This window comes from Niallia circulans (assembly GCF_003726095.1).
Lineage (GTDB): Bacteria > Bacillota > Bacilli > Bacillales > Cytobacillaceae > Niallia > Niallia circulans_A.
The window spans coordinates 3201798-3226026 of the sequence record NZ_CP026031.1; the positions used below are offsets into that span (position 1 = coordinate 3201798).

Here is a 24229-nt window from a genome sequence, read left to right on the forward strand (position 1 = left end):
ATTTCAAAAATGTAAGAAGTATTTACCTATCTACCACCACCTTAAAATCAATCATTATGTATATTTCTTGCCAAATCCAAATGATCCCTCAACTAGACATTGTTCAGATGAAAATGCTGCTGCTTTTTTGAGACTTTCTTTAATAATGGACTCTGTATCTGTTTTTCCATCTTTAATTTCTTTTCCATAGTGATAGATAAAACAAGTAATAAAGGAATCGCCTGCTCCCATCGTATCTTTGGGTTTCACAAAGAAGGACTCTTGCATATAAAATTTGTTTCCATCAAATAAAATGGCCCCTTTTTCTCCTAAAGTACACAATACCAATTGGCAGCCTATATGAGTAACATTCAGGCATAAATTTAAAATGTCATCTAGTTTCATATGACTACAGGAAAAATAAGCATAATCGATTACTTTGCTTATTCGTCTTACTTGCTCCATTGTGAAATCAGAAGAAAAATCAAATCCAATTGGTATTCCTAACTGTTTAATCTTTGGCAATTCCGTTTCCGCAAAGCCATACAAACCCGTATGTACTAGATCAAAAGATGTTAAATAGGAATAATCCTCTTCCGTTAAGTTCAAACCAAATTGTCTTAAAACCCCACATCGATTACTTCCTAAAAATACTCGATCCCCATCTTTTAGTGTCACTCGAGCACAACCATTTTCTCCTTTGTATAATTTGCAGTGGCTGATATCTATCCCCATTTCGGTAATACTTTCTTGTACATGTTGGCTCTCTAAATCTGAACCGAATGCTCCTAAAAAAGCCGCTTCTGCACCTAATTTTTTTGCAAATACTGCAAAATTAAGTGCATTTCCTCCAGGATACATAGTCTGAATGTGTTCATATTTATCTACGACATTATCTCCCAATCCGATTACCTTCATGATGTCATGTCACCTCACTTAATCAGCCTCATTAGTATAACGTTATATAACGTTATACTAATTTGTCTTTATGTTATTGTCAATACTATTCTGACTATTACTTGCAAATCTTATAAATTCTACATATATTTCTCAAATTCTTTCATATTTCGACAATCATGGGCTGCGGGATCCATAAAGTATCTTGAATCTGTGATTTCTTGCCCTAAGTATCCCTCGTATCCGTTTTGTTTAAGTGTAATAAGAAACTGTTCTAAGTCATGCTTACCATCACCCCAAACTAAATGACCATATGGGTTTCCGTCCACAAAATGAGTATGAATAATCTTACTACCGAATACATCAAACCACTCTTGTAAGGTTTCCCCTGCCACCCCCATAGCAGTAGTATCTACTAGAACTTTTACATTGGCATGATTAATTTCCTCTATCATTCTTTTAGTATCTTGTAATGTTGTAACTAGATTAGATTCTTCTGGGCGTAAACTTTCCAACGCAAGTGTAACTCCCTCCGACTTTGCAGTATCAGCCAGTTTCGAAAGCATTTCCCTAGAACGCTTCCATGCCTCTTCTCGATCTTCATCTAGATATCCCCATCCAGAATTACATTGCATTATTTTACAACCTAGTTCAGCAGCAGCCTTTATACCATTAGTAAAGTAGTGTAAGCTTTTTTCGAAAATCTCTGGTTTCAGAGAGGCAAACTGAAATTGATACATACAGTTTTCAGGAGTAAATACTTTCATTTCTAAATGATAGGAATCAATCTTTTTTTTCAAGGCTTTACAATCTGAATAAGTCGTAGGATCTAAATAATAGTGAGGTACACCAGTCCAAAACTCTATGGATTGAATCCCAGCTTTTACTTGTGCTTGTAAAAAATAATCTAAAGAATAGCGCATATAATGAATATTCATTCCTGCTATTTGTTCTCTAGTAATTAAAGCCATTCCTCTCACACCTTTCATATAACTTGATAGATTTTAAGATACTTACAATACTTTCGATAAAAAATCAATTGTTCGAGGATGAGTTGGGTTTCCGAAAAATTGTTTTGGATTGTTTTCTTCCATGATATAACCTTGATCCATAAATAGAATACGATCTCCAACCTCTTTGGCAAAACCCATCTCATGTGTTACCACTACCATTGTCATTCCTTCTTGAGCTAGATTCTTCATAACTGCTAATACCTCTCCAACCATTTCTGGATCTAATGCAGATGTGGGTTCATCAAATAGCATTACTTCCGGCTTCATGGCTAATGCTCTGGCAATAGCTATTCGTTGTTGCTGACCACCAGACAGGGAGGAAGGATATGCATCATATTTTTCTAACAGTCCTACTTTTTTTAATAAGTCCTTGGCCAAATTTTGGGCTTCGGTTTGCTTCATCCCTTTTACTTTTATGGGAGCATGACAAATATTTTGGGCAACTGTTTTATGGGGAAAAAGATTAAATTGCTGAAAAACCATTCCCATTCTCTCTCTTACTTTATCAATATTAACCTTTCGAGCTGTTATCTCCTGCTCTTCCACCTTTATGCTTCCACTTGTCGGTAGTTCTAACAAATTCAAACACCTCAAAAAAGTGCTTTTTCCTGAACCAGAAGGACCAATTACAACAACCACTTCTCCTTTATTGATTTTTACGTCAATCCCCTTTAACACTTCATGATTTCCGTAACTTTTATGCAGTCCTTTAACGTCGATCACTTGCTTTCAATCTCCTTTCAACCACTCCTAGGAGTTGCGTTAATGTAAAAGTCATGATCAAATATCCTAAAGAGGCTACTAAAATTGGCTCCAACCCCAGTGCTGTATTTCCTCTAACAATAGTTGTCTTATACATAAGTTCAGCTACGCCTATTATGGATACAATGGATGAATCTTTTATACTGCCAATAAATTGGTTCCCAAGTGCAGGAAGAATATTTTTAAATGCTTGAGGAAGGACGATATCAAACATCGCCTGCCTTTGATTCATACCTAAACTTCTTGCTGCTTCCATTTGTCCTTTACTGACTGCTTCAATTCCTGATCGAATCGTTTCTGAAATGTAAGCAGCCGCATTAAGAGATAACGCAATTGCTCCAACCATCAAATCCGGTATATCCCATCCCTTAAATATCAACGGAATTCCAATATAGATGATATATATTTGAGCAAGGAGAGGGGTACCTCTAATAAATTCCACATATATATCACCAATAATTTTTACTACCTTAAACCTTGACCTACGTAATAGGGTTAAAGCAATTCCTAAAATAGTTCCTAAAACTACAGCAATGACAGCAAGTAGAATAGTAATATATATACCTGTTAGGAAATATGGATAGTACTGCTCTAAAAAAGAAAAACTCAACATTATCACCTACAATATTTAGGGTATTTTTCATTTCTAGAAGATGTTTTGTGACTAAATATTTCTATTCTCTCTTTCTTATCTCTTATTCTTCTAATTCCACACCATCCATCGCTTCTTTTAACCATTGTTCATAGTCTGGTTTTACTCGATCAATCGTAGCATTAATTACATCCATTATTTCCTTATCTGTGCCTTTAGGTAAAGCAATCGCAGCACCAGCTGAAGGGTCTTCATAATAAACTTCACTTGCTACAATATCCGGATTACCCTTAGCAAGTAGGGTAGCAGTAGGAATATCTACTAATACTGCATCAACCTTATTGTTCGCCAAATCTAAGGAAAGTTCTGTAGATTTTCCGAGTAACTTCAAGGTTGCATTCGGTAATTCTGATTCCAAAATACTCTGTTGTACAGATGTTTTTATAGCGCCTATTTTTTTATCAGCTAAGCTTTCAGGAGTTGTATATTTATTCAAGTTGCTTTTTCGAACCATCATAACATTTCGTCCTTTATAATAAACATTGGAAAAGTCAGCATTTTTTTCTCGTTCTTCTGTAGGACTCATTGCTGAAATAATCATATCAACTTTTCCACTCTGCATGGCTACTAATAATCCATCAAAGTCCATGTCCTTAATTTCATAATCTACCTTCAAGTCTTTTGCTACTTCTTCTAATAGCTTAATATCTGATCCAACAATTTTGTCTTCCCCATTTTCAACTAGATGATATTCATAAGGTGGAGTCGCAGCCATTGTACCTACTACAATTTTTCCTTTTTCACGAAGCCCCTCTAACCCTGCTTTAGAGGAAGTCTCTTTTGCCGAACCACATGCTGTTAAGGAAAGGGCTAACAAACTAGATAATCCTACTAATGACAATTTCTCAACTAATTTCCCCATTAAATCTCTCTCCTTTAATTAATATTTTTCTTAGCATTGAACGATTCTTTTAAAAATTTTCACTAAAATATATATAAGTTACATACCAAGTTATTTATGTAACGTTATATAACGTTATAATAATATCGAAAATAAAAACTGTCAATAATTTTTCTGAAAATTTTCAATAAACTTTCAATTGACGAGTTATTTGATCATTTACTATTCAAAAAAGATGTAAATACTATTTTTTTAGAGCTACTTTCAAACTTTATAAAATTCAATATCAATATATTCCCTTATTCACTACATTTTGTTAGAAGAATACCTAAATAGATACTCTTGAAAGATAGAGAATCGCGTCAACAAACTTTTTATAGTAATGTATCAACATGAAGAAAACGTTTTCAGAATTAATATTAACACTGTGGAAATAGAGATACAACTAATAAAAGACGAAATATTTCGAGGGTTTTTGACATGTTTGACGGCATTTGACAAGTAACGACAAGGGCGGCGAAAAAGAGGGACTATTCCCTCTTCACCTCTCATATCCTTCATAAATATGGAGAATGATAAGAGTATTAATATAAGCAAAAAAGGAAAAACCAATAAATAGACTAAAGTATAAAAGAAAGAAAAGGGAATAGACCGATATTCCCAAAGCTATAATAGGAATCCCAGTAACCATTAGGACGGAAATTGTCTTAAAAGGGTGAACTAGCGCTATTTTCCAAGTGTTAATGATTGAATCCTTTACTGAATTTTTAAATCTTGCAACATAAGGAAATATAAAGCTAAACAATATTATATAAGCAAAAGAAAAAAGTCCTAGACTTACTTTAACAAGAAAGACCAAGTTTCCTTTATATTGATTTAGGTAATAGTAATCCATATACAAAATAATGCCGGCTGCTAATAAAATCAACCAGATGATCGTACTCTGTTTAAAGTTTTTGTGAAAGGTAGCGACATACGCTTTAACGATTGATACATCTTCATTTTTAGCCATTTTTATTGTTATCGAATACATAGCTGTTAGTGCAGATCCTATTGTGACAATAGGCAAACAAAAAAGAAGAAATAGAGCATTTAATAGTAATAAATTAACTATTTTTTCTAGAAATCGATAAACGGGTCCGTTCCATTCAAAAATATTGTTCACTGTAAATCCTTCCCTTCCAAAGATTAGAGGTTATCGGTTTCATTAAAACTACAAGAATTAATGAAACCGATAACCTCATTACTTTTTTCTTTTAATCAAATCAATAAGGCTATTCTTTCACTGAACCTACTACAATACCAGTGATAAAGTATTTTTGGAGGATTGGGTAGATTAATAGCAATGGAACACATGAAACAACAATTTTTGCTGCATTAAGATTCTTATTAGATACTTCTCCTGCATTTGCTAGGTCACTTGAAGTTGCTCCAGCTTTTAGCATTTCCTCAATACTGATTGTCAATGACTGGATATATGTCATTAATGGATAATTAGTTACTTTTGTCATATAAATCAATCCTGAGAAAAAGTCGTTCCAGTTTCCGACGATACTAAATAAAGCAACTGTCGCCAAAGCAGGCATCGATATCGGTATATATACTTTAATCAGTACCTGCAATGGGTTGGCACCATCCATAATTGCTGCTTCCTCTAGTGATTTGGGAACGCCGATAAAAAAGTTCATTACAAGAATAATGCTGAAAACCTGAACAGCTCCTGGAAGAACTAGTGCCCAAATCGTATTCAACATATCAAGGTTTTTAACAACCAAATAGGTTGGAATCATTCCACCATTAAACAGCATGGCAAAAATAAGCAGATTCATATAGATTCCTCTACCTCTAAACTCTCTTTTGGTTTTTGAAAGAGGATATGCCATTGTAACAATTAATACCATGTTAATAACCGAGGACAAAATTACCCTCTGAATGGAAATACCAAAGGAACGCCAAAATTGACTATCATCCATAATCATTTTATATGCCTCTAAGGTCGTATTAATTGGTGTTAGACCAACCTTATTACTAGCTACGGCATCGCCTCCGCTAAATGATATCGCTACAATATTCCACAGTGGAAGCAAACAAGTAAGGGCAAGGAAAATAACGATTGCATAAATAGTTAATCTGCCACATTTTGCAGAAAAGCTCTTATTTTCTATCATATGTTCTCCCCTCCTAGAATAATTTGCGATCCGTATATTTTTTTGCTGCATTATTTGCTGATAGAATCAGGATAATTCCAATTACCGATTTAAATAAACCTACTGCAGTACCAAAGCTATATTCTCGCCCTATTAATCCCACTCGGTAGACATAAGTATCCAATATATCACCTGATTCATATACCATTGGGGAATAGAGATTATACACTTGGTCAAATCCAGCATTTAAAACGTTAGGCAAACTTAATACGGCCAACAACAGGATAATTGGCAGCATACCTGGAAGGGTAATGTTCCATATGCGTTTCCACCAATTCGCTCCATCTATGCTTGCTGCCTCATGAAGCCCAGGATCAATAGCAGTTAATGCGGCTAAATAAACAATCGAATTAAAACCAAACTCTTTCCATACGTCTGTCCCTATCAGCAATGGTTGAAATAGTTTATTACTTCCAAGGAAATTCTGCTTATCCATGCCAAAGAAGGCTAGAAGCTGATTGATTGTTCCATCTAAGCTGAACATATTAACAACCACAGATGCTAGTACCACCCATGAAAGAAAGTGTGGTAAGTAAACAATTGTTTGAATAGATTTCTTCAGCAGTTTCAATCTGACTTCATTTAATAAAATGGCAAAAACAATAGCCAACAGAGATCCTAAAACGATTTTTCCAATAGCGATAACAATTGTATTTCTGAATAGTTTCCCAATATCAGGTAAAGAGAACATATACTTGAAATGTTCGAAGCCAACAAATTCTGAAGCCATTATTCCTTTTGCGGGTACATAATTCTGGAATGCCATGATTACCCCAAACATTGGGACAAACGTAAAGATAATCAAAAAAATCATCCCAGGAAGCAACATCGAATGATAAAACAGCTCTTCTTTCGTTACTATTCTTTTTGATTTTTTCCTTTTAGCGCTAGGTAATGAATTTTTACCATTTTCTATTTTTAAATGCGGCTGCTGAAACATATTATTCCTCCCTACCATTCAGCTGTTCTAATAATATCTTTCCTTCCTGACAAAGGGATTCCATGATTAGAACAGCTTTAAATTTATATTATTTATCAGCTAACTCTTCTTTTATCTCAGCAGCTATTTCATCTCCTCCTTGTTTCTTCCAATTAGCTACAAATGTATCAAAATAATCTAATGGTTTATTACCTGTTACAATTTTAATAAAATCTTCTTCTTCTAGTTTCAAAAGATTAGCACCCTTTTTCTCCATGGTTGGGGTGTTACCGAAAAATACTGGAGTAGTCCAATTGAATTGCTCCTCTTTTGTGAATTTATCAATCAAACTCATTCCGAGCATTCTAGAATGATATTTTGCCCACTCGGAAGTCCCTGCTCCTTCTGGTTCCTTCTGATATGCCATTATACTTTTCGTATCAATTTTTAAACCAGCAGTAGGAATATCATCTATGGAAATTTTCCCTTCCACTGCTTCTTGAATATATTTATATTCATCTATAATATTTGTGGATTTATATACTTCGATATTAAATGGCCTTGTGGAACCGTCCACTGCTAACTCGCCATATTTATAGATTTCTGGATAATCTTTCTGTAAGTCATCCGCATTTACAATTTCATCATAGAATAAGTTTAAAATTTTTATTGCTAATTCTGGATGCTCATAATCCTTTCGGACAACAATAAATTGACCTGTTGGGTTACTATGAAATACATTTACTTTTCCGTTTTCTCCTTCTATTCCATATGCGGCAAACTCAGCATTCTTATCCATTCCCCTTACTGTTGATAATCCCCAATCTGGTATATGCCATGGTCCCGTAACTATCCCAGTTTGACCATTAGTAACAAGCGCCATAATATCATCCCATGTTCTTGTTCCGAACTGAGGATCTATGATACCTTTTTTAAACCAATCTGCCATTACCCCTAATGCTTGTTTCGTCTCTTCAGTTGTAGAACCATTGACAATATTTCCTTTATTATCTTCTAACCACATTCGAGGATGAGCATTGAACACTCCGGCAATGCTAGTCATATTCATGCCGCTTCCACCGTAATCACCTGCATTTAACCAAGAAGCAAATGGTATACCCACTGGCTTTCCTGTATCACCTGGATCATTATCAACAAATGCCTTTGCTGTGCTTTCTAACTCATCTAAAGTAATTTGTCTATCTCCATCTGCATCTAATTTAATATCTAACTTTTCCATCCAATCTTTCCTAATCCACACTATATTTGGTGCAGAATCGCCAATTGTACCTGGAATAGCCATCAATTTTCCATCAAATGTAGCAGCTTCTAACGTTTTGTTATCATACGTACCATAAACTTCTTCTATGAAATCGCTTGCATTTTTATCATATACTTCTGTCAAGTCAGCAATTAGGTCATTTTCCACTAGCTCTTTTAGCTCTTCACGACTATCTACACGCATCATGTCTGGTAACTCACCTGATGCAATTGCAAGTGCTACTTGACGATTGTAGTCCTCACCTTCTGCTTCGAATTGATCCACTATTTTAGCATTTAATTTCTTTTCTACTAATCTTGTGTACGCATTGTTTTCATAGGTGTCTCCTTCAGGCAATTTAGAATTAGCTGCGGTTACTCGCCCCATTTTAATAATAGTTTTCCCATCTTCTGTCATACTCTCACCGGATGAAGAATTATCCATACATGCAGCTAGTGATAGTGTTAATGAAGTTGCCATCAATCCAAATGCCGCACGCTTACAAAATGTTTTGTATTTCATAAAATGTCCTCCCTCTTTTTATATAAGTTAAAAACAAGTTTTTTAAGAAATCTTACATATTGCCAAAATATAGTTAAAGTTTACTGGATTAACAAAGAGATGAATATATTAAATAAACCGTTTTCATGTACTTTTTTCCGGAAATTTTTCTGTTGACCATTAAAAAAAAAGACAATATGTTATAATCAACTAGAATTTTAGTCAGGAGGTATTACGATGTATCGTATATTAATAGCAGATGATGAAAAAGACGAACGTAGCGTTATTCGGTTTCTTCTTGATAAATTTCACTTTCAACTCGATATAGTAGAAGCAGCTAATGGAAAAGATGCCATCCACTTATTAGAGAAAGAATCAATTGATATCTTATTTACAGATGTGAAAATGCCTTTTGTCAATGGCATAGATTTAGCTAAAGTGGCCAAATCTATAAATCCCAATATCCAACTTATCTTTTTTAGCGGCCATGACGATTTCGATTTTGTCAAAAATGCTTTGTCGCTGCGAGCCGTTGACTATATATTAAAACCAGTTAATCCAAATGAATTAAAACAAACGATAGCATCTGTTATCAAAAACATGGAACAACGAAATCAGGAGCTGAAGAAAGAAAAATCGAATATTGCTTTCCTTAAAAACCATCTATTGTATCGATTATTGAATGGCACCTCCATAGATGCATTAAAAAATGAATACCCTTTCATAGATATGGATTATTTATATGCATACAGCCGAATGATACTGATGCAATTTGAAGAACCTTTCTTTGATAAATTGCTCAAAGAAGAGACCTCCCTACTTTTCGCACAAATCAAGCAATGTATGGAAGGATTGTCTTTTGACTATCTTCATCTAAATCCCTATCAATTATTACTTCTAATAAAGAAGCCGATAGAGCATACAGAAATAAGATTAATAGCCAAGAATATTCATCAGCAGATTCACTCTGCTCTTGGGATACATGGTTATTTTTCTATTAGTGAAGAAGTAGAAGCCCCAGAGAAAATTCCTGAACGATTTAAACAAATCGAATATTATTTAGAAGATCGATTTTTCTATAAAGATAACTATCTTTATCCGATTGAATGTGGAAAGTTTGAACAAGAGGAATATTTAGAGCAGGATGAAAATTTGCTGCTATCGATACAGAATGCCATTCAATATGTAGATACATTTAGCTTTCGACTTAGCCTAGATGCCCTTTTTCAAAAATATCAAAGCAAAAAACAAATATCGCATATTTATGTACGTTATTTATTTTCACGACTGCTTCAGATTTTATGTAATGCATTACCGGAGTACAAAGAAACGATATTAAATAAAAAAATATCAGCTATTTATAAATGCACTCATTTTTCAGAAATAGAACAAATAATAGAAGAAGTAAAAAGGAGTGTCTTATCCTTCCTAGAGAAAAAGGAAAAGTCACCTAAACATGTCATTCATATCGTAATGCAATATATCCATGAACATTATGCTGAAGACTTAAGCCTGAATATTCTTGCTGATAAAGTATACTTATCACCGCGTTATTTAAGTGATGTATTTATTCAAGAAACCGGTTCTGGGATCAACAAATATATAAAACAGGTTCGAATGGATGCGGCCAAGAACTTACTAATTCATACAAATATGAAAATCAATGATATTTGCAAGCAAGTAGGATATCAGAATATTTCCTATTTTGTCCGCACTTTCCGCGAAAGTTTTGGTTTAAGCCCTGAAAAATTCAGACAATCAAATGGAAATACGAAAGAGAAGACGAATTAATGAATAAACTATCCCAATGGTTTAAAGATTTAAAATATCGTAGAAAAATATTGGTAATCTGCCTTCTATCCAGTTTGTTGCCTGTTACTGCATTAGGAAGCTATTGCTATTTTCAAATTCAAAAACTATTAATCAATCGAGAAAAGGAAGTTTTAGAAGAAACCTTACATCAGGCTATTCTAAGTCTCGATTATAAAATTAATTCCTATAATGATGCCATGAATCAAATTGTTTGGAATCAAAATATAAAAAGTGGGTTAACCGCTAATTATGACAATAACTTTGATATGTATACGATGTATCGAGATCATCTCAAGCCACTTATCTTCAATGTAAAGAATTCACAAACCGATATCAATCGGATAACAGTTTATAGCAATAACCATACATTATTCCCACATGGGACCTTTCTTCGACCTCTAACAGATGTAGAAAAATTAGAATGGTTTCCGGAAGTTATCAAAAATGCTTCCGCCCATTTACTCGTTTCTTCTGATAAAAACTCTTTTGAAATGGCTAGTAAAATATTTGATTATAATGGAAATAATATAAATATTGTCTACATGGATATCCATTATCAATCTTTCTTTAATCCATTATCCAACCTATTTGAGAATTCCTATGGACTCATTATTCTGGATGAGAAAAAGCAACCTGTTTACAATCATCAAAACTTTAATAAAAATAAACAATCTTATACACTCTCTGTAGACGAGTTATTAAACAAAATCAATAATGGATCGCTGAAAAATGAATATGTATTCAAAAGTGCTAAATTTCAATCAAACGAGTGGACAGCTTATTTATTTCGACCATTTGATATCGTATCTCAATCTACTTCACCTATTATGACGTGGGTAATTATCGTTATTATCTTATGTATCTTTACGCTTTATCTTTCTATTTTTTTTCTTTCAAAGGTTGTTGTTCGGCCATTGGAGTTGCTTGCAGCAAATATGAAGCAAATTGAAAAAGGAGACTTAACTGTGACTGTGACCCATTCCTCTCAAGATGAAATTGGTGATGTAATTGGACAGTTTGGAGACATGGTTCACAACCTGCAAGAGATGATTAATGAAGTTTATAAAAGTAAAATTGCTCAGCAAGAATATGAAATGAAAGCATTACAGGCACAAATCAATCCACACTTTTTTTATAATAGTCTTTCTCTGATTAATAGTAAGGCTATCCTTGTAGGGCAAGAAGACATTAGCGAGATGGCACAACTCCTTTCTACATTTTATCGTACTACCTTAAACAAAGGGAAAAATATGATTACAGTTAAAGACGAAATAGAAAATACAATTTCTTATATGAAAATACAGCAGATGATGCACAGTAATTCCTTTGATCTTTCAATCATTGTGGACGACCAAATTCTTGGACATACGATGATTAACCTATTACTGCAACCATTAGTAGAAAATGCTATTAATCACGGAATAGATCATAAAGAAGATAGAGAGAGAGGAATAGTAACGATTATTGGAAAACAGGCAGATAATGATCTCCTATTTACTATTTCGGATAACGGCATTGGCATGGAACCAGAAATACTAGAAACCATTCTAACTACCAAAACTACAGGATATGGCGTACAGAATGTTCATCATCGAATTAAGTTGGCTTATGGGGAATCCTATGGTTTATCTTATACTAGCAAGCTAGGAAAAGGGACAACGGTAGAGGTACGAATACCAAAGATTTTATAAATGGCAGAGGACGGTTTTTTATGGAAGATATTGCCCGCACAAGAACCGTCCATCCGCTTCTCTACTTCACAATCGCTACAAACTTTTCTGCTTCGCGGCTTACTGCTTCGTAATCGCCTGTAGCGGCTCCTTTTGTTAAGCTGGAGCCTGTTCCTATAGCGTAGGCGCCATTTTTGATCCATTCAGCTGCGTTTTCAACGGTAACGCCGCCGCTTGGCATAAAGTTTCCTTGTGGAAGAGGTCCTTTAAAATCTTTCACAATACTTGGTCCAAAGGCTCCACCCGGGAATACTTTGATAACATCTGCGCCCAGTTCTATTGCTGTTAGTGCTTCGGTTGGTGACATCACGCCAGGCATAACGGCGACTCGGTAGCGGTGGCACATCGTAATGACTTCCGGGGACAGATTTGGTCCTACTATAAATTTTGCCCCTGCCAAAATAGCAAGTCTTGCTGTTTCCGGATCTAATACTGTTCCAGCACCAACGATTACATCCTCTCCTGCATATTTATCAGCAAGTTTTTTGATCACATCCAATGCACCAGGAATTGTCATGGTTAACTCTAAAAATTTAATGCCGCCTTGCCGAATTGCTTCACTTACACGCAGCCCTTGTTCTATATTTTGTGCTCGAATTACTGCTACAATCTTTTCCTCTTTCATTTTTGTTAAAACTTCTATTTTATCCATAAAAGATCACCTTTTTCCTTTTATTTAAAATTAGCAAGGATATTTTCAACTGCCATTAAGCTCATTTTATTGACTGCATCCACACTAGAGGCAGCAGCATGTGATCCGATAATCATATTATCCAGCTCCAGCAGTTCCTTCTTTTCTGGTGGTTCCTTTTTGAAAACATCTATTCCTGCTCCCCAAATTTTCTTATTCCGCAGAACATTATAAAGGGCATCTTCATCAATCAGTTCTCCGCGAGCTGTGTTGACCAATACAGCCGTTTCCTTCATCATGCTGAATTCTTTCTCACTAAATAAATTGTTTGTTTCTGGAGTTGCTGGTAGATGAAGAGTTATAAAGTCACTTTCTTTCACAAGGTGTTCCAAATCCACATAAGTCACCTTGTATTCTTTAGCGAACTCATTATCTGGGCAAACATCGTAAGCTAGGATATCCATGTCAAAGCCATGGGCTCTCTTAATAACGCCCTTTCCAATTGCACCGGTCCCAATCACACCAAGTGTTTTTCCATATATACCAATACTTGTTTTTTTGCTCCAATCCATTACACGGCATGATTGATCGATTTCTACTATTCTTCTCGCAATCGCTAACATTAGAGCGAAAGTAAAATCCGCGACAGAGTCGGCGTTTGCATTTCGAGTAATCGTTACTGGGATATTGTTGGCTTTGCAATAGTCGATGTCAATATTATCTGTTCCAACGCCATATTTTGAAATAACCTTTAACCGTTTCGCCTCTGCTAGGACATCAGCATTCAATGGATCCACGCCAACAATAACTGCATCTACATCCACTATTTCTTTTTTCATTTCTTCTTCCGTCATGATTCTTCCATATGGGTTAGTAACCACTTCAAAGCCATGAGCAGTTAATATTCGGCTAGCCTCTTCACTGTGTTTTCCAAAAGATCTGGGAGTAATGAGTACTTTCGGCATTTGTCTCCCTCCTTTTCTCGTTTCCTAATTTTTAGGTATTATACGAATCGTAAATATTGTTCAACTTCCGCTAAATCCCGAAAAATTTTTGGCTTGAGCTTACGAATTATATCTGTTTCCTTCACAAAATCAGGGATAAAAAATGCTGGAATGCCAGCAAGATAGGCCGCTTGAATACCTGCGGGGGAATCTTCCAATACAAGAGCCTCTTTCGGATTCACCTTTAATCGAGTACAGACTTCAAGGAAAATATCAGGGCTTGGCTTTCCATTTGGTACTTCCTCTCCTGAAACATATAAATCAATGAAAGCAAGTGTGTCTGATACAGTTAGAAATCGATGAATTACTTCTCTCGCACTTGATGAAGCTACAGCTATCTTTATGCCCTGAGACTTTAAAAAGGAAAGTAATTCGTCCAATCCTGCTTTTTTAAAATGAGGTTCTCTAATAAACAAATATTCTAATTCATGCTTTTTTAAACGCATGTATGCTCGCCACTCTTGCACAGGTTGATCTGGACCATAATAATCAGCCATTTTTCGAATAATATCTTGATTCGTTATGCCGATCAACTGTTCAAATAGTGTCCTTTCAAAAGAAAAGCCATAATGGGCAGCTGCCATTTGCCACGCTCGATAGGCTAACTTTTCCGTATCAAACATTAAGCCATCCATATCAAAAATAACTAATGATGGAATTCCCAAACTAATTCTCCTTTCATTCAATAAAACGCCTGGGACAAATCAGCCTTGGAACAACTCCACATTGACCACATTGTCCGGTCTCTCTTTTTTAAGCGTTCTTTCTATATCTGACACTACTTTTTCTCCCATTCCTCTTAAGCATTCCATTGTATAGGCGGAAGTGTGCGGGGTCACCAGAACATTTTCATATTGGAAAAATGGATGGGTTTTATCCACTGGTTCCCCTTCTAAAACATCTGTTGCGAGCCCTGCAATTTTGCCGCTCTCCAATGCCCGCAATACAGCATCCTGCGCCCACAATTCACCACGTGCCGTATTAGTGATATACACCCCTTCTTTCATTAAAGAAAATTCGTGATCAGACAGAAGATGGTAGCTTCCCTCATTAACAAATGCATTTAATGAAATAATATCGGACTGTTTTAATAATTCTTCTAAAGAAACACTTTCCGCACCTTTTTGTTCCAGTTCCTCTTTTGTTTGATAGGGATCATATGCTAGTAATCTAGCATTAAAGCCATCCTTGAAAATCTCGCCAACTCTACTTCCTATATTCCCTAATCCAATTACACCAACTGTTTTCCCATTGATTTGATGTCCAACAAATTGAGCTCGATCTGCCCAACGGCCTTCTCTTGCTGCCGTTGCTGCTGGATATGTTTTTCTCACTACTGCTAAAAGGTTAGTAACTGCATTTTCCGCCACAGCATCCCTTTCTACTAATGCAGATACAATGGTCACAATCGTCCCTTTTTCTGTTGCAGCTTCTATATCAATGTTGTTATACCCTATCCCATGACGGGAAATAATCAGTGTTTCGTCCTTTTGTTCAAAGAATTCCCTCGTAAAAAAAGGAGTAACGCTGGATATAATGATCGTAAACCCCTGCAATTTTTCTGCGAGCTCTTTTCCCGAAATATTTACAGGGAAGGTAAATCTTTTTATCTCTCCAATGCTTGCAAGACGTTCTATTTGATCAGGGAATCTTTCTCCAAAACTACTTGAATTTACAATTGCAATTTTGTTTGCCATTGCTTTGTTCCTTTCCGCTTAAATTGTGCCTTACTGAACATATGGGGAAGGAATGAAATCACCTTGAGAAAACGGTACTTTCATTCCTTCATATCTATTTTTTAATCGTTTTTAATCCATCTGTTAATGAAACTTTTTTGCTGTCTGGAACCGTTTGGAAAAATATTTCGATTCCTTTGGCATGTAACGACTTTAAATTATCAACGTCTGTTTCTGTTAACGCAACGGTGGGGATAACAAATTGTGCCTCTCCCTTTTTTGAAACGCCTCCTATATTGAGCCTAGTAACAGGTAACCCCTGTTCCACAACTTCTTTCACACTAGCAATATATTTAAAAAGTAGGACAACATTATCTTTTCCAAACTGATCGCTATTCCATTTTTCAACTACTTCTTGATTGCTGTATACCTGAATCTTCAATCCAGAAGAAGAGTTTGTATTTATATAAATATCTTTCATAAATTCATCAGATGCTGTTTCGTTGTCAATAACATAAAGGGCATTAGTCCCCAAACCTTTTGACCATTTTGTCATTACTTGTCCATGAATTAAGCGATCATCTACTCTTACTAAATTGATTTTCCCCATGCTGGCCTCCCTTTTCACATTAAATATTTATTTCTTTAAGAAATTCCGATTCAAATGATGAATTCCACTTGTACCTGTTCCCTGCACTGTTTGTATTAAATTATTGGCATCTTCTTCTGTTTGGTAGAAAGTTAATAATTCAATTAACATCGGCATATTGATTCCCGTTAATATGTGTAAGTCATACTTGCTTAATAACGATAAAGATACATTAGAAGGGCTGCCGCCCAATAAATCTACAAGTAAAATGGTTTCCAAGCCGTTTTTCTCATTCTCTTGCACTATTTTACTTGCATCCTCTCGCAAATCATCTACTGATTCACCTGGGCGCAGTGCTAAAGCTCGTAAATTTCGCTGAGGTCCCATAATCATTTCTGCACTTTTAATGAGCTCGATGCCGAATTCCCCATGTGTAATCACCAAAATTGCTCGATTTTCCATACACCTGCTCCTTTACTTTGGGATAATCTAATCAATTTTTTCCTTACCTATATAATCACTTCTCAAAAATAATAGATTTATAAAACTTTGATTGCACCGAGTACAATTAATGTACCAGTTAGCCATAATAATCCTTTGGTGATATTAAAACCTTTTTTATCAAAGTATAAGTAAACACCTAATACGGTTAATAAAGGTAATAACCCTGGTAAAATCGAGTCTAAAATATCCTGCAGTACAAATTGTTTTTCTGATAGAGTAAAGGATAGTGAGCTGCTTACTTTTACATAGGACCCTGCCAAGATGCCCATCATAAACAATCCAAGAACAGATAATGCATCAATCATCGTTTTAATACGGCTGCCTGCTAAAATTTCTTTGGCCGCATTACGTCCCAACCCGTAGCCCATTCTGACAAAATAATAGCCATAAAGAAATGTTACGAGCGTGAAACCAAGGAACGGAAATAATGCTCCAAGAGGACTGCCTGCCATCGCCCATGGCAAGGCGATTGCTATAAAAATATATTGGACAGTACCGGAGTCAATCGCATCTCCAATCCCTGCTAGAGCACCCATCAATCCTACTTTTGTATTGTTGATCATGTCTGGACTCGGCGCTTCTTCCTCTTTTCCTTCAGCAAGTGCTTTCGCGCGTGACTCCTCAAGGGATGCTGTAATACCAGTCAATGTACCTCCGCCCCAAATGGCTTGCGTGTTAAAAAATAATAAGTGCCTTTGGTACGCCTCGCTTAAATCTTTTTTATCTTTATATAATTTTTTCAGAATTGGCGTCATTCCAAATAAAAAGGAAGGAGCCACCATTCTATCAAAGGTATGCGGGATTTCATTTGCCCACCACCATCTTGCCCAAGCCTTAAGCAAATCTTTTTTTGTGATTGGCTCAGGGTAATTCTCTGGACTTTGTTTCTTTTCTTCTGCGCTCATCAATCAACCCACCTTTTTAAGTTCTTAAGCTGCTTCCTTCCCTCTCGTGAATAATACATACAGACCAGCAAGAATAGCACCGAAAATCGCATACGTTACCGTATTAATCTGTAAGTCTTTTAATGCAACACTCATGAAGTATGCTAGAAAAAAGAATAAAAGCAGTTCCTTTTTACCGATAACATGCATAATAACGGCAATACCCAGAGCAGCAAGACCGCCGCCAACTACTTCAAGCACGTGGATAATTGGACCATCGCTAATTGAATTAACAAAATCAGCAACAACCGGAGCTCCATAGTAAAGAGCAATAAACACTAATGGAACATAAAGAATGAAACTTATGACAATCGGGATAATGATGACAGATGTAAATATTCCTCTGTCATTTACATCTGCTGCATATTTATCTAACACTCGCAATGCAAACGTATTCAAAAAGAAGCGGAATTGATAAGCGTAACTACCAAGTATTCCAACTGGAACTGCGATAGCCACTGCTTTTTCCGGTGTAAAATCCCCTAATACAGCTACTGTTACAGCAATAGCTGCCGCGATAGCAGGCTCACTTGGCAATGCACCTCCTGGCGCAACTGCGCCCATATAAACTAATTGAATTGCCGCTGTAATAATCATTGCTTCTGTTATATGTCCTGTTACAATTCCCACAACTAACCCTGTCATTAACGGGCTAAAGCGCAATGTTAAAGTTGCATAGCCTATCCCTCGGGACATAACGATTGCAACCCAAATGGAGATTATTAGTGCTTGACCAATGGATAGTGTTGCCATTTGTCTTATCACTCCCTTATATTTTAAAAATGTTCATAATTGCACAAACTACTACAACACTAGCCTCCTTCCGCAGAAAAATATGAAATAATTATATAAAATATAAAATTACTTCCTAATCACACGGTGGCCGCCAAATTCATTACGGAGAGCAGCGACCACTTTCGCAGAAAAACTATCCTCTTCCAAAGATCGGTTTCTCATCATTAGGGACAAAGCAATAATGGGAACAGGAACTTCTAAATCTAATGCTGTTTCAACTGTCCACTTCGCCTCACCTGATGATGCTACCATTCCACGAATATTTTCGAGTCTAGCATCTTTTTGGAAGGAGGATTCCATTAATTCCATAAGCCAGCTCCGAATGACAGAACCATTATTCCAGACAGCAGCGACTTTAGCTAAATCAAAATCATACTGACTTTGATTCAACACTTGAAATCCCTCACCAATTGCTTGCATAAAGCCATATTCAATTCCGTTATGAACCATTTTTAAGAAATGACCGCTGCCAGATTCTCCTGCATATAAGTAACCATCTTGAGTAGAAACACTTTTAAATATTGGTTCTATTCGTTCAAAAATCTCCTGTCTGCCTCCGATCATTAAACAGGCTCCCTGATTGGCACCTAAAATTCCTCCTGATGTACCTACATCTAAGAAGTAAATGCCCTTTTCCTCAGCTACTGCAGCACGGCGGATGGAGTCTTTATAATTTGCATTTCCACCATCAATGACAATATCATCCGCTTTCATTTTTCCGAGCAGCTTTTCTATCACGATTTCACTTGGTTTTCCTGCTGGTACCATCACCCATACCACTCTTGGAGATTGCATATTTATAAGCATTTGATCTATACTTTCCACAATATGTATCCCATTTTCATTCGCTCTATTTCTAGCATCACTAGATTTGTCAAAACCATAGACAGAATGATGATTGTTTGCTAAGTTTAACGCAAGGTTATATCCCATTTTTCCTAAACCAATCATTCCAATTTGCATCAAACCACTCCTTGTTTACAAACAGCTTATTCTTTGTAAATGCTTGTGACTTTGAAAAAGTATTGCCATTATTGTTTATTCTTACATGCAGATTATTTTAAGCATGAATCTACTTTTTTTCGTGTACAATTGCTAGGTTAATAGATAAATGGGCATAGCTATCCCTTCACTAATTTGCTACGCTCATCGAGCATCCTAGAAAATGATGTACCAAATAAATGCAACTTATTTATATGTCAGAAAGCTCTTACAACTTTCTGGTCCATTCTAAAAACTTAGTAACTACCGGAAACTTACTACTATTTTTTTCACAAAGTGACATTTACTAGCTAGAACACCGGTGGGCAAATATCATTTGTTAATTCAAATTATACACGTTTTTTCGAGCGAGTCAACCAAAAATAGTCGAATTTTCGTATAAATACGTTTTTTCGTGTGAAAGGAGTTTAATATTAGTGAAAAAGATTGAGCATATTGGGGAACGTATCAAATTATTAAGAGAAAAACATGGATTATCACAAGCTGCTTTCGGAAAAAGAATTGGGGTCTCTTCGGGAAATGTCGGAGACTGGGAAAGTGAGAAAAAGAAATCATTACCTGGAGCTAAAGCCATCTATACTATTGCGAAGGAATTTGAGGTTTCTGCTGATTGGTTGCTTGCTGGAGAGGAATTTTTAGGAGATTCATCCTTAAAAAGCGGAAATATAGTAATCCAGGATGACAAACCATCCATCAGCACTAGTATCATAAAAGAACGAGAATCCATTAATGAACTCGCCCTCGACGAAACATTAACAGAAGAAGCAAAAGAACTAGTTTCCATATTTAATAATTTAAATGAGCGAGATGCAGCCGAATTATTAATGATTGCTCGAATGAAACGCGATTTTGAAAGTCGGTAACGGTCGACGGTTCTTGTACAGGCATTCGTTACCCAATGGGGAATGGTTCCAGTCCTATCTTGTGCCTATAACATGGTAACAGTAGAACCATCCCTCCTATTCTCTTATATCCTCTCCTGCTAGGTTTTTGACATTTTCTAATCCTTTGGAAATAGCGATAAACTGTTCCATATAAGTAATGGGACCTCATAGGAACCTATTCCTTTAAACCCGCTATTCATTATAAGAGCCTATTATCGGATATCCTTTCTATCTTCCATTGATTTTCTTACCCTCCATGATTTGATCATCTGTGTCTCTAGGATATAGGGAGATACTTCCGTAAAGATTTTTTCTCCATTTTTAAAAATGATAGCGCTTTTAAATTTTTCATTGTGCTTTACTGGGTGTATGTGATCGATATGCTCGGTGAAGATCCATTGACAGTGAAATTGCCTAGGAGCATGGGTGGGAAATGCATATATATTTCTTTGGGGGTTAATTGGCATAGGCAGTCTTTTCTGCATTCCTAATTTATATGTAATGGAACGACGTCTTCCATCAAAATCAGAACCTCCAATTAATAGATTCTCCTTGATTATGTCAAAGGGAGTTTCTTTGACATACACAGTCCGATCTACTTCTTTTACCACTGCGTCACATTCGATTGCTTCGATGGGCATGATGGTCATCGTCCGTTCATTGGCAATATATTTATTTAAAATACACTCTTTCTTCATCCTTTACACTCCTTCTTTTTTACACACTTTTTAATCTAGTTCCTCCATTGTCTCTTTAATAAGTACTGCATCCAGCTGTAAATCAAGTACTTCACAAATCTTATATAAGGTACTTACTATCGGTTCCTTTTGCCCTCTTTCGATTTGTCCAAGGTGAGCATAGTGTAAGCCTGTTTCATCCGCAAGCTCAAACTGAGTGAGCTTTTTCTGTAACCTCCTCTCTTTAAGTAATTTATAATCAATACAACTTTTTTCCCCTCTTGTTTTCAACTTTATCACCTCCTTTAGAACTATTATGAAGGAAATGAATAACCAGTAAAACTTCCTATAGGTAGGAATTTGTTAACATTTTGTTAATTTTTAGGAACTAACTGTAAAAACAGAAAAAAGACGGTTCGATGGAAGGTCATTGACCTCACAAGAACCGTCCCTCTGCTTCCGTTAAAAATGAAAGTATTTCGCTTGGTGGAAGGGGTTTGCTATATAAGTAGCCTTGTAGGTTAGTGCATCCTTTGCTTTTTAGGAAGTCGGACTGCTCTTGGGTTTCTACTCCTTCTGCAATCACATTCATACCTAATTCCGATGCAAGAATGATAATCGCTGAAACAATGGCTGCATCTTCCTGACTAGCAGGAAGATGACTAATAAATGACTTATCAATTTTAATCGTATCTGCTTGAAACTGTTTTAAATACATAAAGGAAGCATATCCCGTTCCAAAGTCATCAATGGAGACTTTTATACCCATGCTCCGCAATATAGAAACCGTATCTCGAACGAGAGATTCATGGTTAGATAACACACTTTCTGTTATTTCTATTTCTAGGTATTCAGAAGAAATCTTATATTCCCTCAGTTTTTTGCTCACTAGTGCAGCGAAATCTTGTTTTAAGAGCTGTTTAATCGATACATTGATGGCAATGGGGATTTTTATATTTAACTTTTCCCATTCTTTTATTTGAGCACATGCTTTATTTAGAATCCACTCACCAAGCAGTAAAATAAAGTCACTTTCCTCCGCTAGGGAAATAAAGGCTGCAGGACTGATTACCCCTTTCTCTGGGGAAATCCACCTAATTAATGCTTCCACTCCAATAAAATTACCTGTTTCTATATTCACTTTAGGTTGGTAATAAAGAACAAACTCGTTTTCTTTCAGTGCTTTTTTTAGATTGCTCTTTAACTGAAAAGCCCTGACAGCATTTTCATTCATTTTTGGATCATACAAATTAAAGGCATTGCCACCCACTTTCTTCATACTATACATAGCAATATCAGCGTTTTTCATCAGTTCCTCAAATGTTTGGCCATGTTCTCCACTAAGACTTATGCCGATGCTTCCATGGGTGGAAAATTCTTGACCATCTATAATGATCGGTTCTTCAATTGCTTGGAGAATTTCAGCAGCTAATGCACATAAGCTGGATTTGCTCGTATACTTACTAATTAATATAACAAATTCATCCCCGCCCATTCGTGCCACCACATTATTTTCTCCAATGGTGTCTTGAATTCGTTTCCCTACTTCTTGTATTAACCTATCTCCTGAAGAATGCCCAAAAGTATCGTTATGTGGTTTTAAGTTATCTAAATCTAAAAACATAACAGCAAGGTGGTTCGTTTCTTGTAAGCGCTGCGAGAAGATCTCCTTTAAATAACGCAAATTCGGCAGATTTGTTAAACTATCATAATTTGCGAGATATTTAATTTTTTCTTCATGGAAATGGCGCTCCAATGCAATTCCTGTCAAATGACTAAAATCTTTCAACATTTCAATGTCAGAATCCTTTGGTTCTACCGGTTCCTTATAATAAATAGCAAATGTTCCTAATAAGGAGTCTTTAGATGAGATAATGGGCAATGACCAGCAGGAACGCAGACCCTCTGCTAAGGCGATTTCTTTCCAATTGGACCAGGATGAATCTGTTTCTATATCGGCAACAATTTTTAATTCCTTCGTGTATGCTGAATGGCCACAGGAGGCAAAATTCTCTCCTACAGGAAACTTATCAATTTTTTCTATGAATGTAGAATCCAGCTTTGAACTATAGCCAAAACGCAGCCAATTATGCTCTTTTTCATAATACATAATTGAACAAATTCCTTTTGTAAGATCTTCTACACTTTCAGTAATATTTTCAATTATTTGTTCTAATGGTTCACCCACGGCAATTCTTGATAAAATAGTCTTTTGTTTCTTTTGCAGTTCCTCTATGTTTTTCTTGTCTGTTATATCTTGAGCGATTCCATGTATACCAATAACTTGATCATTTAACTTCAGAGGAATCGTCGTCAATTTGATATCTCGAATTTCCCCATCTTTTCGAATGATTTGTGTTTCAATCCCTTGAGTCGTTCCACAACAGACCTTGTCAAAACGCAGCAGCACTTTCGGAAGTTGTTCAGGTACGATTAAATCACGGAAATTTAATCTCGTTAATTCCTCCTTTGTATACCCGCTGATTTCTACTGCAACTTTATTAACATCTAAAAAATTACCTTTCTTATCCAAGGTATAGACTCCATCTGGATCATGTAGAAATAGAGATTTATACGTTTGTTCACTTTTTTCTAATTTTGTAATGTCTCGTCCAAATACGATTAGATTTTGACGATTTCCAGCTGAATCAAATATCGGTACCTTAATTACCTCATATATACGCTCTTGGTTATAGAAGAAAATGGACTCTTTTACTTCTATCTGTTTTCCTGTCTTCCACGCTTGAAGATCACTTTTTACAATGGCAGGCACATATTCAGCAAAATGGGGATATAACTCTCCTAATTCCTCGTTTGTTTTCCCTAGGTATTCCTCTATATTAAAAAGTTTCAATGTTTTACGATTCGCTTCCATCCAGCGACCCTCTTTATCCTTTATAATAATAATATCAGGACTTGCATTTATATATGGTTCTAAATTCATTGCTC

24 protein-coding genes are annotated in these 24229 nt (G+C 35.9%); 3 read left to right on the forward strand and 21 right to left on the reverse strand.

Annotation, left to right across the window (positions count from 1 at the left end; genetic code table 11):
• Positions 1 to 54 precede the first annotated feature (54 nt).
• The 9 genes from C2I06_RS15345 to C2I06_RS15385 all read right to left on the reverse strand — a co-directional run bounded on the left by C2I06_RS15345 (position 55) and on the right by C2I06_RS15385 (position 9053).
• Positions 55 to 897, reverse strand: a complete 843-nt coding sequence (locus C2I06_RS15345; protein WP_123258348.1) for a PfkB family carbohydrate kinase — start codon at positions 895 to 897, stop codon at positions 55 to 57.
• A 119-nt stretch (positions 898 to 1016) separates the two neighbouring features.
• The gene (locus C2I06_RS15350; RefSeq protein ID WP_123258349.1) at positions 1017 to 1847 is read right to left on the reverse strand and encodes a sugar phosphate isomerase/epimerase family protein; all 831 of its coding nucleotides are present in this window, start codon (positions 1845 to 1847) and stop codon (positions 1017 to 1019) included.
• Between the two features lie 42 nt (positions 1848 to 1889).
• Positions 1890 to 2612 (reverse strand): amino acid ABC transporter ATP-binding protein, encoded by a 723-nt coding sequence (locus tag C2I06_RS15355; protein ID WP_123258350.1) that lies wholly within the window; start codon positions 2610 to 2612, stop codon positions 1890 to 1892.
• Positions 2599 to 3261: an amino acid ABC transporter permease gene (locus tag C2I06_RS15360; protein ID WP_095329700.1), complete on the reverse strand. Its 663-nt coding sequence runs from the start codon at positions 3259 to 3261 to the stop codon at positions 2599 to 2601. Before C2I06_RS15360 ends, C2I06_RS15355 begins: the two co-directional genes overlap by 14 nt.
• Positions 3262 to 3346: 85 nt before the next feature.
• Positions 3347 to 4165: a transporter substrate-binding domain-containing protein gene (locus C2I06_RS15365; RefSeq protein WP_095329699.1), complete on the reverse strand. Its 819-nt coding sequence runs from the start codon at positions 4163 to 4165 to the stop codon at positions 3347 to 3349.
• 520 nt (positions 4166 to 4685) lie between these two features.
• The gene (locus C2I06_RS15370; protein WP_163185341.1) at positions 4686 to 5309 is read right to left on the reverse strand and encodes a YesL family protein; all 624 of its coding nucleotides are present in this window, start codon (positions 5307 to 5309) and stop codon (positions 4686 to 4688) included.
• Between the two features lie 109 nt (positions 5310 to 5418).
• Positions 5419 to 6312, reverse strand: coding sequence for a carbohydrate ABC transporter permease (locus tag C2I06_RS15375; protein WP_123258352.1), 894 nt, complete (start codon positions 6310 to 6312; stop codon positions 5419 to 5421).
• A 13-nt stretch (positions 6313 to 6325) separates the two neighbouring features.
• Positions 6326 to 7180: an ABC transporter permease gene (locus C2I06_RS15380; RefSeq protein ID WP_095329723.1), complete on the reverse strand. Its 855-nt coding sequence runs from the start codon at positions 7178 to 7180 to the stop codon at positions 6326 to 6328.
• Between the two features lie 199 nt (positions 7181 to 7379).
• Positions 7380 to 9053, reverse strand: a complete 1674-nt coding sequence (locus C2I06_RS15385; RefSeq protein WP_095329697.1) for a type 2 periplasmic-binding domain-containing protein — start codon at positions 9051 to 9053, stop codon at positions 7380 to 7382.
• A 216-nt stretch (positions 9054 to 9269) separates the two neighbouring features.
• Here C2I06_RS15385 and C2I06_RS15390 point away from each other — a divergent pair, with 216 nt between their 5' ends.
• Both C2I06_RS15390 and C2I06_RS15395 read left to right on the forward strand, forming a co-directional pair.
• Positions 9270 to 10823 carry a response regulator transcription factor gene (locus C2I06_RS15390; RefSeq protein WP_095329696.1) on the forward strand — a complete coding sequence of 518 codons (1554 nt, stop codon included), beginning with the start codon at positions 9270 to 9272 and terminating at the stop codon, positions 10821 to 10823.
• The gene (locus tag C2I06_RS15395; protein ID WP_095329695.1) at positions 10823 to 12535 is read left to right on the forward strand and encodes a sensor histidine kinase; all 1713 of its coding nucleotides are present in this window, start codon (positions 10823 to 10825) and stop codon (positions 12533 to 12535) included. The genes C2I06_RS15390 and C2I06_RS15395 overlap by 1 nt, the downstream gene beginning before the upstream one ends.
• 61 nt (positions 12536 to 12596) lie before the next feature.
• Here the strand turns inward: C2I06_RS15395 and C2I06_RS15400 are convergent, their stop codons facing one another.
• The 9 genes from C2I06_RS15400 to gnd all read right to left on the reverse strand — a co-directional run bounded on the left by C2I06_RS15400 (position 12597) and on the right by gnd (position 19680).
• Positions 12597 to 13226, reverse strand: a complete 630-nt coding sequence (locus C2I06_RS15400; RefSeq protein ID WP_095329694.1) for a bifunctional 2-keto-4-hydroxyglutarate aldolase/2-keto-3-deoxy-6-phosphogluconate aldolase — start codon at positions 13224 to 13226, stop codon at positions 12597 to 12599.
• A 20-nt stretch (positions 13227 to 13246) separates the two neighbouring features.
• Positions 13247 to 14170, reverse strand: coding sequence for a phosphoglycerate dehydrogenase (locus C2I06_RS15405; protein WP_095329693.1), 924 nt, complete (start codon positions 14168 to 14170; stop codon positions 13247 to 13249).
• A 38-nt stretch (positions 14171 to 14208) separates the two neighbouring features.
• Complete coding sequence (locus tag C2I06_RS15410) at positions 14209 to 14874, reverse strand: HAD family hydrolase (RefSeq protein ID WP_095329692.1); 666 nt, start codon at positions 14872 to 14874, stop codon at positions 14209 to 14211.
• A gap of 39 nt (positions 14875 to 14913) precedes the next feature.
• The gene (locus C2I06_RS15415) at positions 14914 to 15906 is read right to left on the reverse strand and encodes a D-isomer specific 2-hydroxyacid dehydrogenase family protein (protein WP_095329691.1); all 993 of its coding nucleotides are present in this window, start codon (positions 15904 to 15906) and stop codon (positions 14914 to 14916) included.
• A 94-nt stretch (positions 15907 to 16000) separates the two neighbouring features.
• Positions 16001 to 16495 carry a PTS sugar transporter subunit IIB gene (locus C2I06_RS15420; protein ID WP_123258353.1) on the reverse strand — a complete coding sequence of 165 codons (495 nt, stop codon included), beginning with the start codon at positions 16493 to 16495 and terminating at the stop codon, positions 16001 to 16003.
• A 27-nt stretch (positions 16496 to 16522) separates the two neighbouring features.
• Complete coding sequence (locus C2I06_RS15425) at positions 16523 to 16936, reverse strand: PTS sugar transporter subunit IIA (RefSeq protein WP_095329689.1); 414 nt, start codon at positions 16934 to 16936, stop codon at positions 16523 to 16525.
• Positions 16937 to 17013: 77 nt separating this feature from the next.
• A complete protein-coding gene (locus C2I06_RS15430; RefSeq protein ID WP_047942055.1) occupies positions 17014 to 17883 on the reverse strand; it encodes a PTS system mannose/fructose/sorbose family transporter subunit IID in 870 nt (289 codons plus the stop codon).
• Between the two features lie 24 nt (positions 17884 to 17907).
• Positions 17908 to 18675 (reverse strand): PTS sugar transporter subunit IIC, encoded by a 768-nt coding sequence (locus C2I06_RS15435; protein ID WP_123258354.1) that lies wholly within the window; start codon positions 18673 to 18675, stop codon positions 17908 to 17910.
• 108 nt (positions 18676 to 18783) lie between these two features.
• Positions 18784 to 19680, reverse strand: coding sequence for a phosphogluconate dehydrogenase (NAD(+)-dependent, decarboxylating) (gene gnd, locus C2I06_RS15440; protein WP_123258355.1), 897 nt, complete (start codon positions 19678 to 19680; stop codon positions 18784 to 18786).
• A gap of 455 nt (positions 19681 to 20135) precedes the next feature.
• Here gnd and C2I06_RS15445 point away from each other — a divergent pair, with 455 nt between their 5' ends.
• Positions 20136 to 20582 carry a helix-turn-helix domain-containing protein gene (locus C2I06_RS15445; RefSeq protein WP_164463715.1) on the forward strand — a complete coding sequence of 149 codons (447 nt, stop codon included), beginning with the start codon at positions 20136 to 20138 and terminating at the stop codon, positions 20580 to 20582.
• Between the two features lie 233 nt (positions 20583 to 20815).
• On the opposite strand, the gene C2I06_RS15450 is transcribed toward C2I06_RS15445, so the two are convergent.
• The 3 genes from C2I06_RS15450 to C2I06_RS15460 all read right to left on the reverse strand — a co-directional run bounded on the left by C2I06_RS15450 (position 20816) and on the right by C2I06_RS15460 (position 24224).
• Entirely contained in the window at positions 20816 to 21301 is a 486-nt protein-coding gene (locus C2I06_RS15450) for a competence protein ComK (protein WP_123258357.1), read from the reverse strand.
• Between the two features lie 30 nt (positions 21302 to 21331).
• Positions 21332 to 21571 carry a helix-turn-helix domain-containing protein gene (locus tag C2I06_RS15455; RefSeq protein ID WP_164463716.1) on the reverse strand — a complete coding sequence of 80 codons (240 nt, stop codon included), beginning with the start codon at positions 21569 to 21571 and terminating at the stop codon, positions 21332 to 21334.
• A gap of 145 nt (positions 21572 to 21716) precedes the next feature.
• A complete protein-coding gene (locus C2I06_RS15460; RefSeq protein WP_164463717.1) occupies positions 21717 to 24224 on the reverse strand; it encodes a bifunctional diguanylate cyclase/phosphodiesterase in 2508 nt (835 codons plus the stop codon).
• Positions 24225 to 24229 lie beyond the last annotated feature (5 nt).

What these genes read in the sequence shown, in the direction of transcription:
- C2I06_RS15390 (WP_095329696.1), top strand. Translation starts at nt 9,270, where the DNA reads ATGTATCGTATATTAATAGCAGATGATGAAAAAGACGAACGTAGCGTT.
- C2I06_RS15430 (WP_047942055.1), bottom strand. Translation starts at nt 17,883, where the DNA reads ATGAGCGCAGAAGAAAAGAAACAAAGTCCAGAGAATTACCCTGAGCCA.
- C2I06_RS15400 (WP_095329694.1), bottom strand. Translation starts at nt 13,226, where the DNA reads ATGGATAAAATAGAAGTTTTAACAAAAATGAAAGAGGAAAAGATTGTA.
- C2I06_RS15385 (WP_095329697.1), bottom strand. Translation starts at nt 9,053, where the DNA reads ATGAAATACAAAACATTTTGTAAGCGTGCGGCATTTGGATTGATGGCA.
- C2I06_RS15350 (WP_123258349.1), bottom strand. Translation starts at nt 1,847, where the DNA reads ATGGCTTTAATTACTAGAGAACAAATAGCAGGAATGAATATTCATTAT.
- C2I06_RS15425 (WP_095329689.1), bottom strand. Translation starts at nt 16,936, where the DNA reads ATGGAAAATCGAGCAATTTTGGTGATTACACATGGGGAATTCGGCATC.
- C2I06_RS15395 (WP_095329695.1), top strand. Translation starts at nt 10,823, where the DNA reads ATGAATAAACTATCCCAATGGTTTAAAGATTTAAAATATCGTAGAAAA.
- C2I06_RS15415 (WP_095329691.1), bottom strand. Translation starts at nt 15,906, where the DNA reads ATGGCAAACAAAATTGCAATTGTAAATTCAAGTAGTTTTGGAGAAAGA.
- C2I06_RS15375 (WP_123258352.1), bottom strand. Translation starts at nt 6,312, where the DNA reads ATGATAGAAAATAAGAGCTTTTCTGCAAAATGTGGCAGATTAACTATT.
- C2I06_RS15405 (WP_095329693.1), bottom strand. Translation starts at nt 14,170, where the DNA reads ATGCCGAAAGTACTCATTACTCCCAGATCTTTTGGAAAACACAGTGAA.
- C2I06_RS15380 (WP_095329723.1), bottom strand. Translation starts at nt 7,180, where the DNA reads ATGTTGCTTCCTGGGATGATTTTTTTGATTATCTTTACGTTTGTCCCA.
- C2I06_RS15435 (WP_123258354.1), bottom strand. Translation starts at nt 18,675, where the DNA reads ATGGCAACACTATCCATTGGTCAAGCACTAATAATCTCCATTTGGGTT.
- C2I06_RS15365 (WP_095329699.1), bottom strand. Translation starts at nt 4,165, where the DNA reads ATGGGGAAATTAGTTGAGAAATTGTCATTAGTAGGATTATCTAGTTTG.
- C2I06_RS15450 (WP_123258357.1), bottom strand. Translation starts at nt 21,301, where the DNA reads ATGAAGAAAGAGTGTATTTTAAATAAATATATTGCCAATGAACGGACG.
- C2I06_RS15420 (WP_123258353.1), bottom strand. Translation starts at nt 16,495, where the DNA reads ATGGGGAAAATCAATTTAGTAAGAGTAGATGATCGCTTAATTCATGGA.
- C2I06_RS15460 (WP_164463717.1), bottom strand. Translation starts at nt 24,224, where the DNA reads ATGAATTTAGAACCATATATAAATGCAAGTCCTGATATTATTATTATA.
- C2I06_RS15345 (WP_123258348.1), bottom strand. Translation starts at nt 897, where the DNA reads ATGAAGGTAATCGGATTGGGAGATAATGTCGTAGATAAATATGAACAC.
- gnd (WP_123258355.1), bottom strand. Translation starts at nt 19,680, where the DNA reads ATGCAAATTGGAATGATTGGTTTAGGAAAAATGGGATATAACCTTGCG.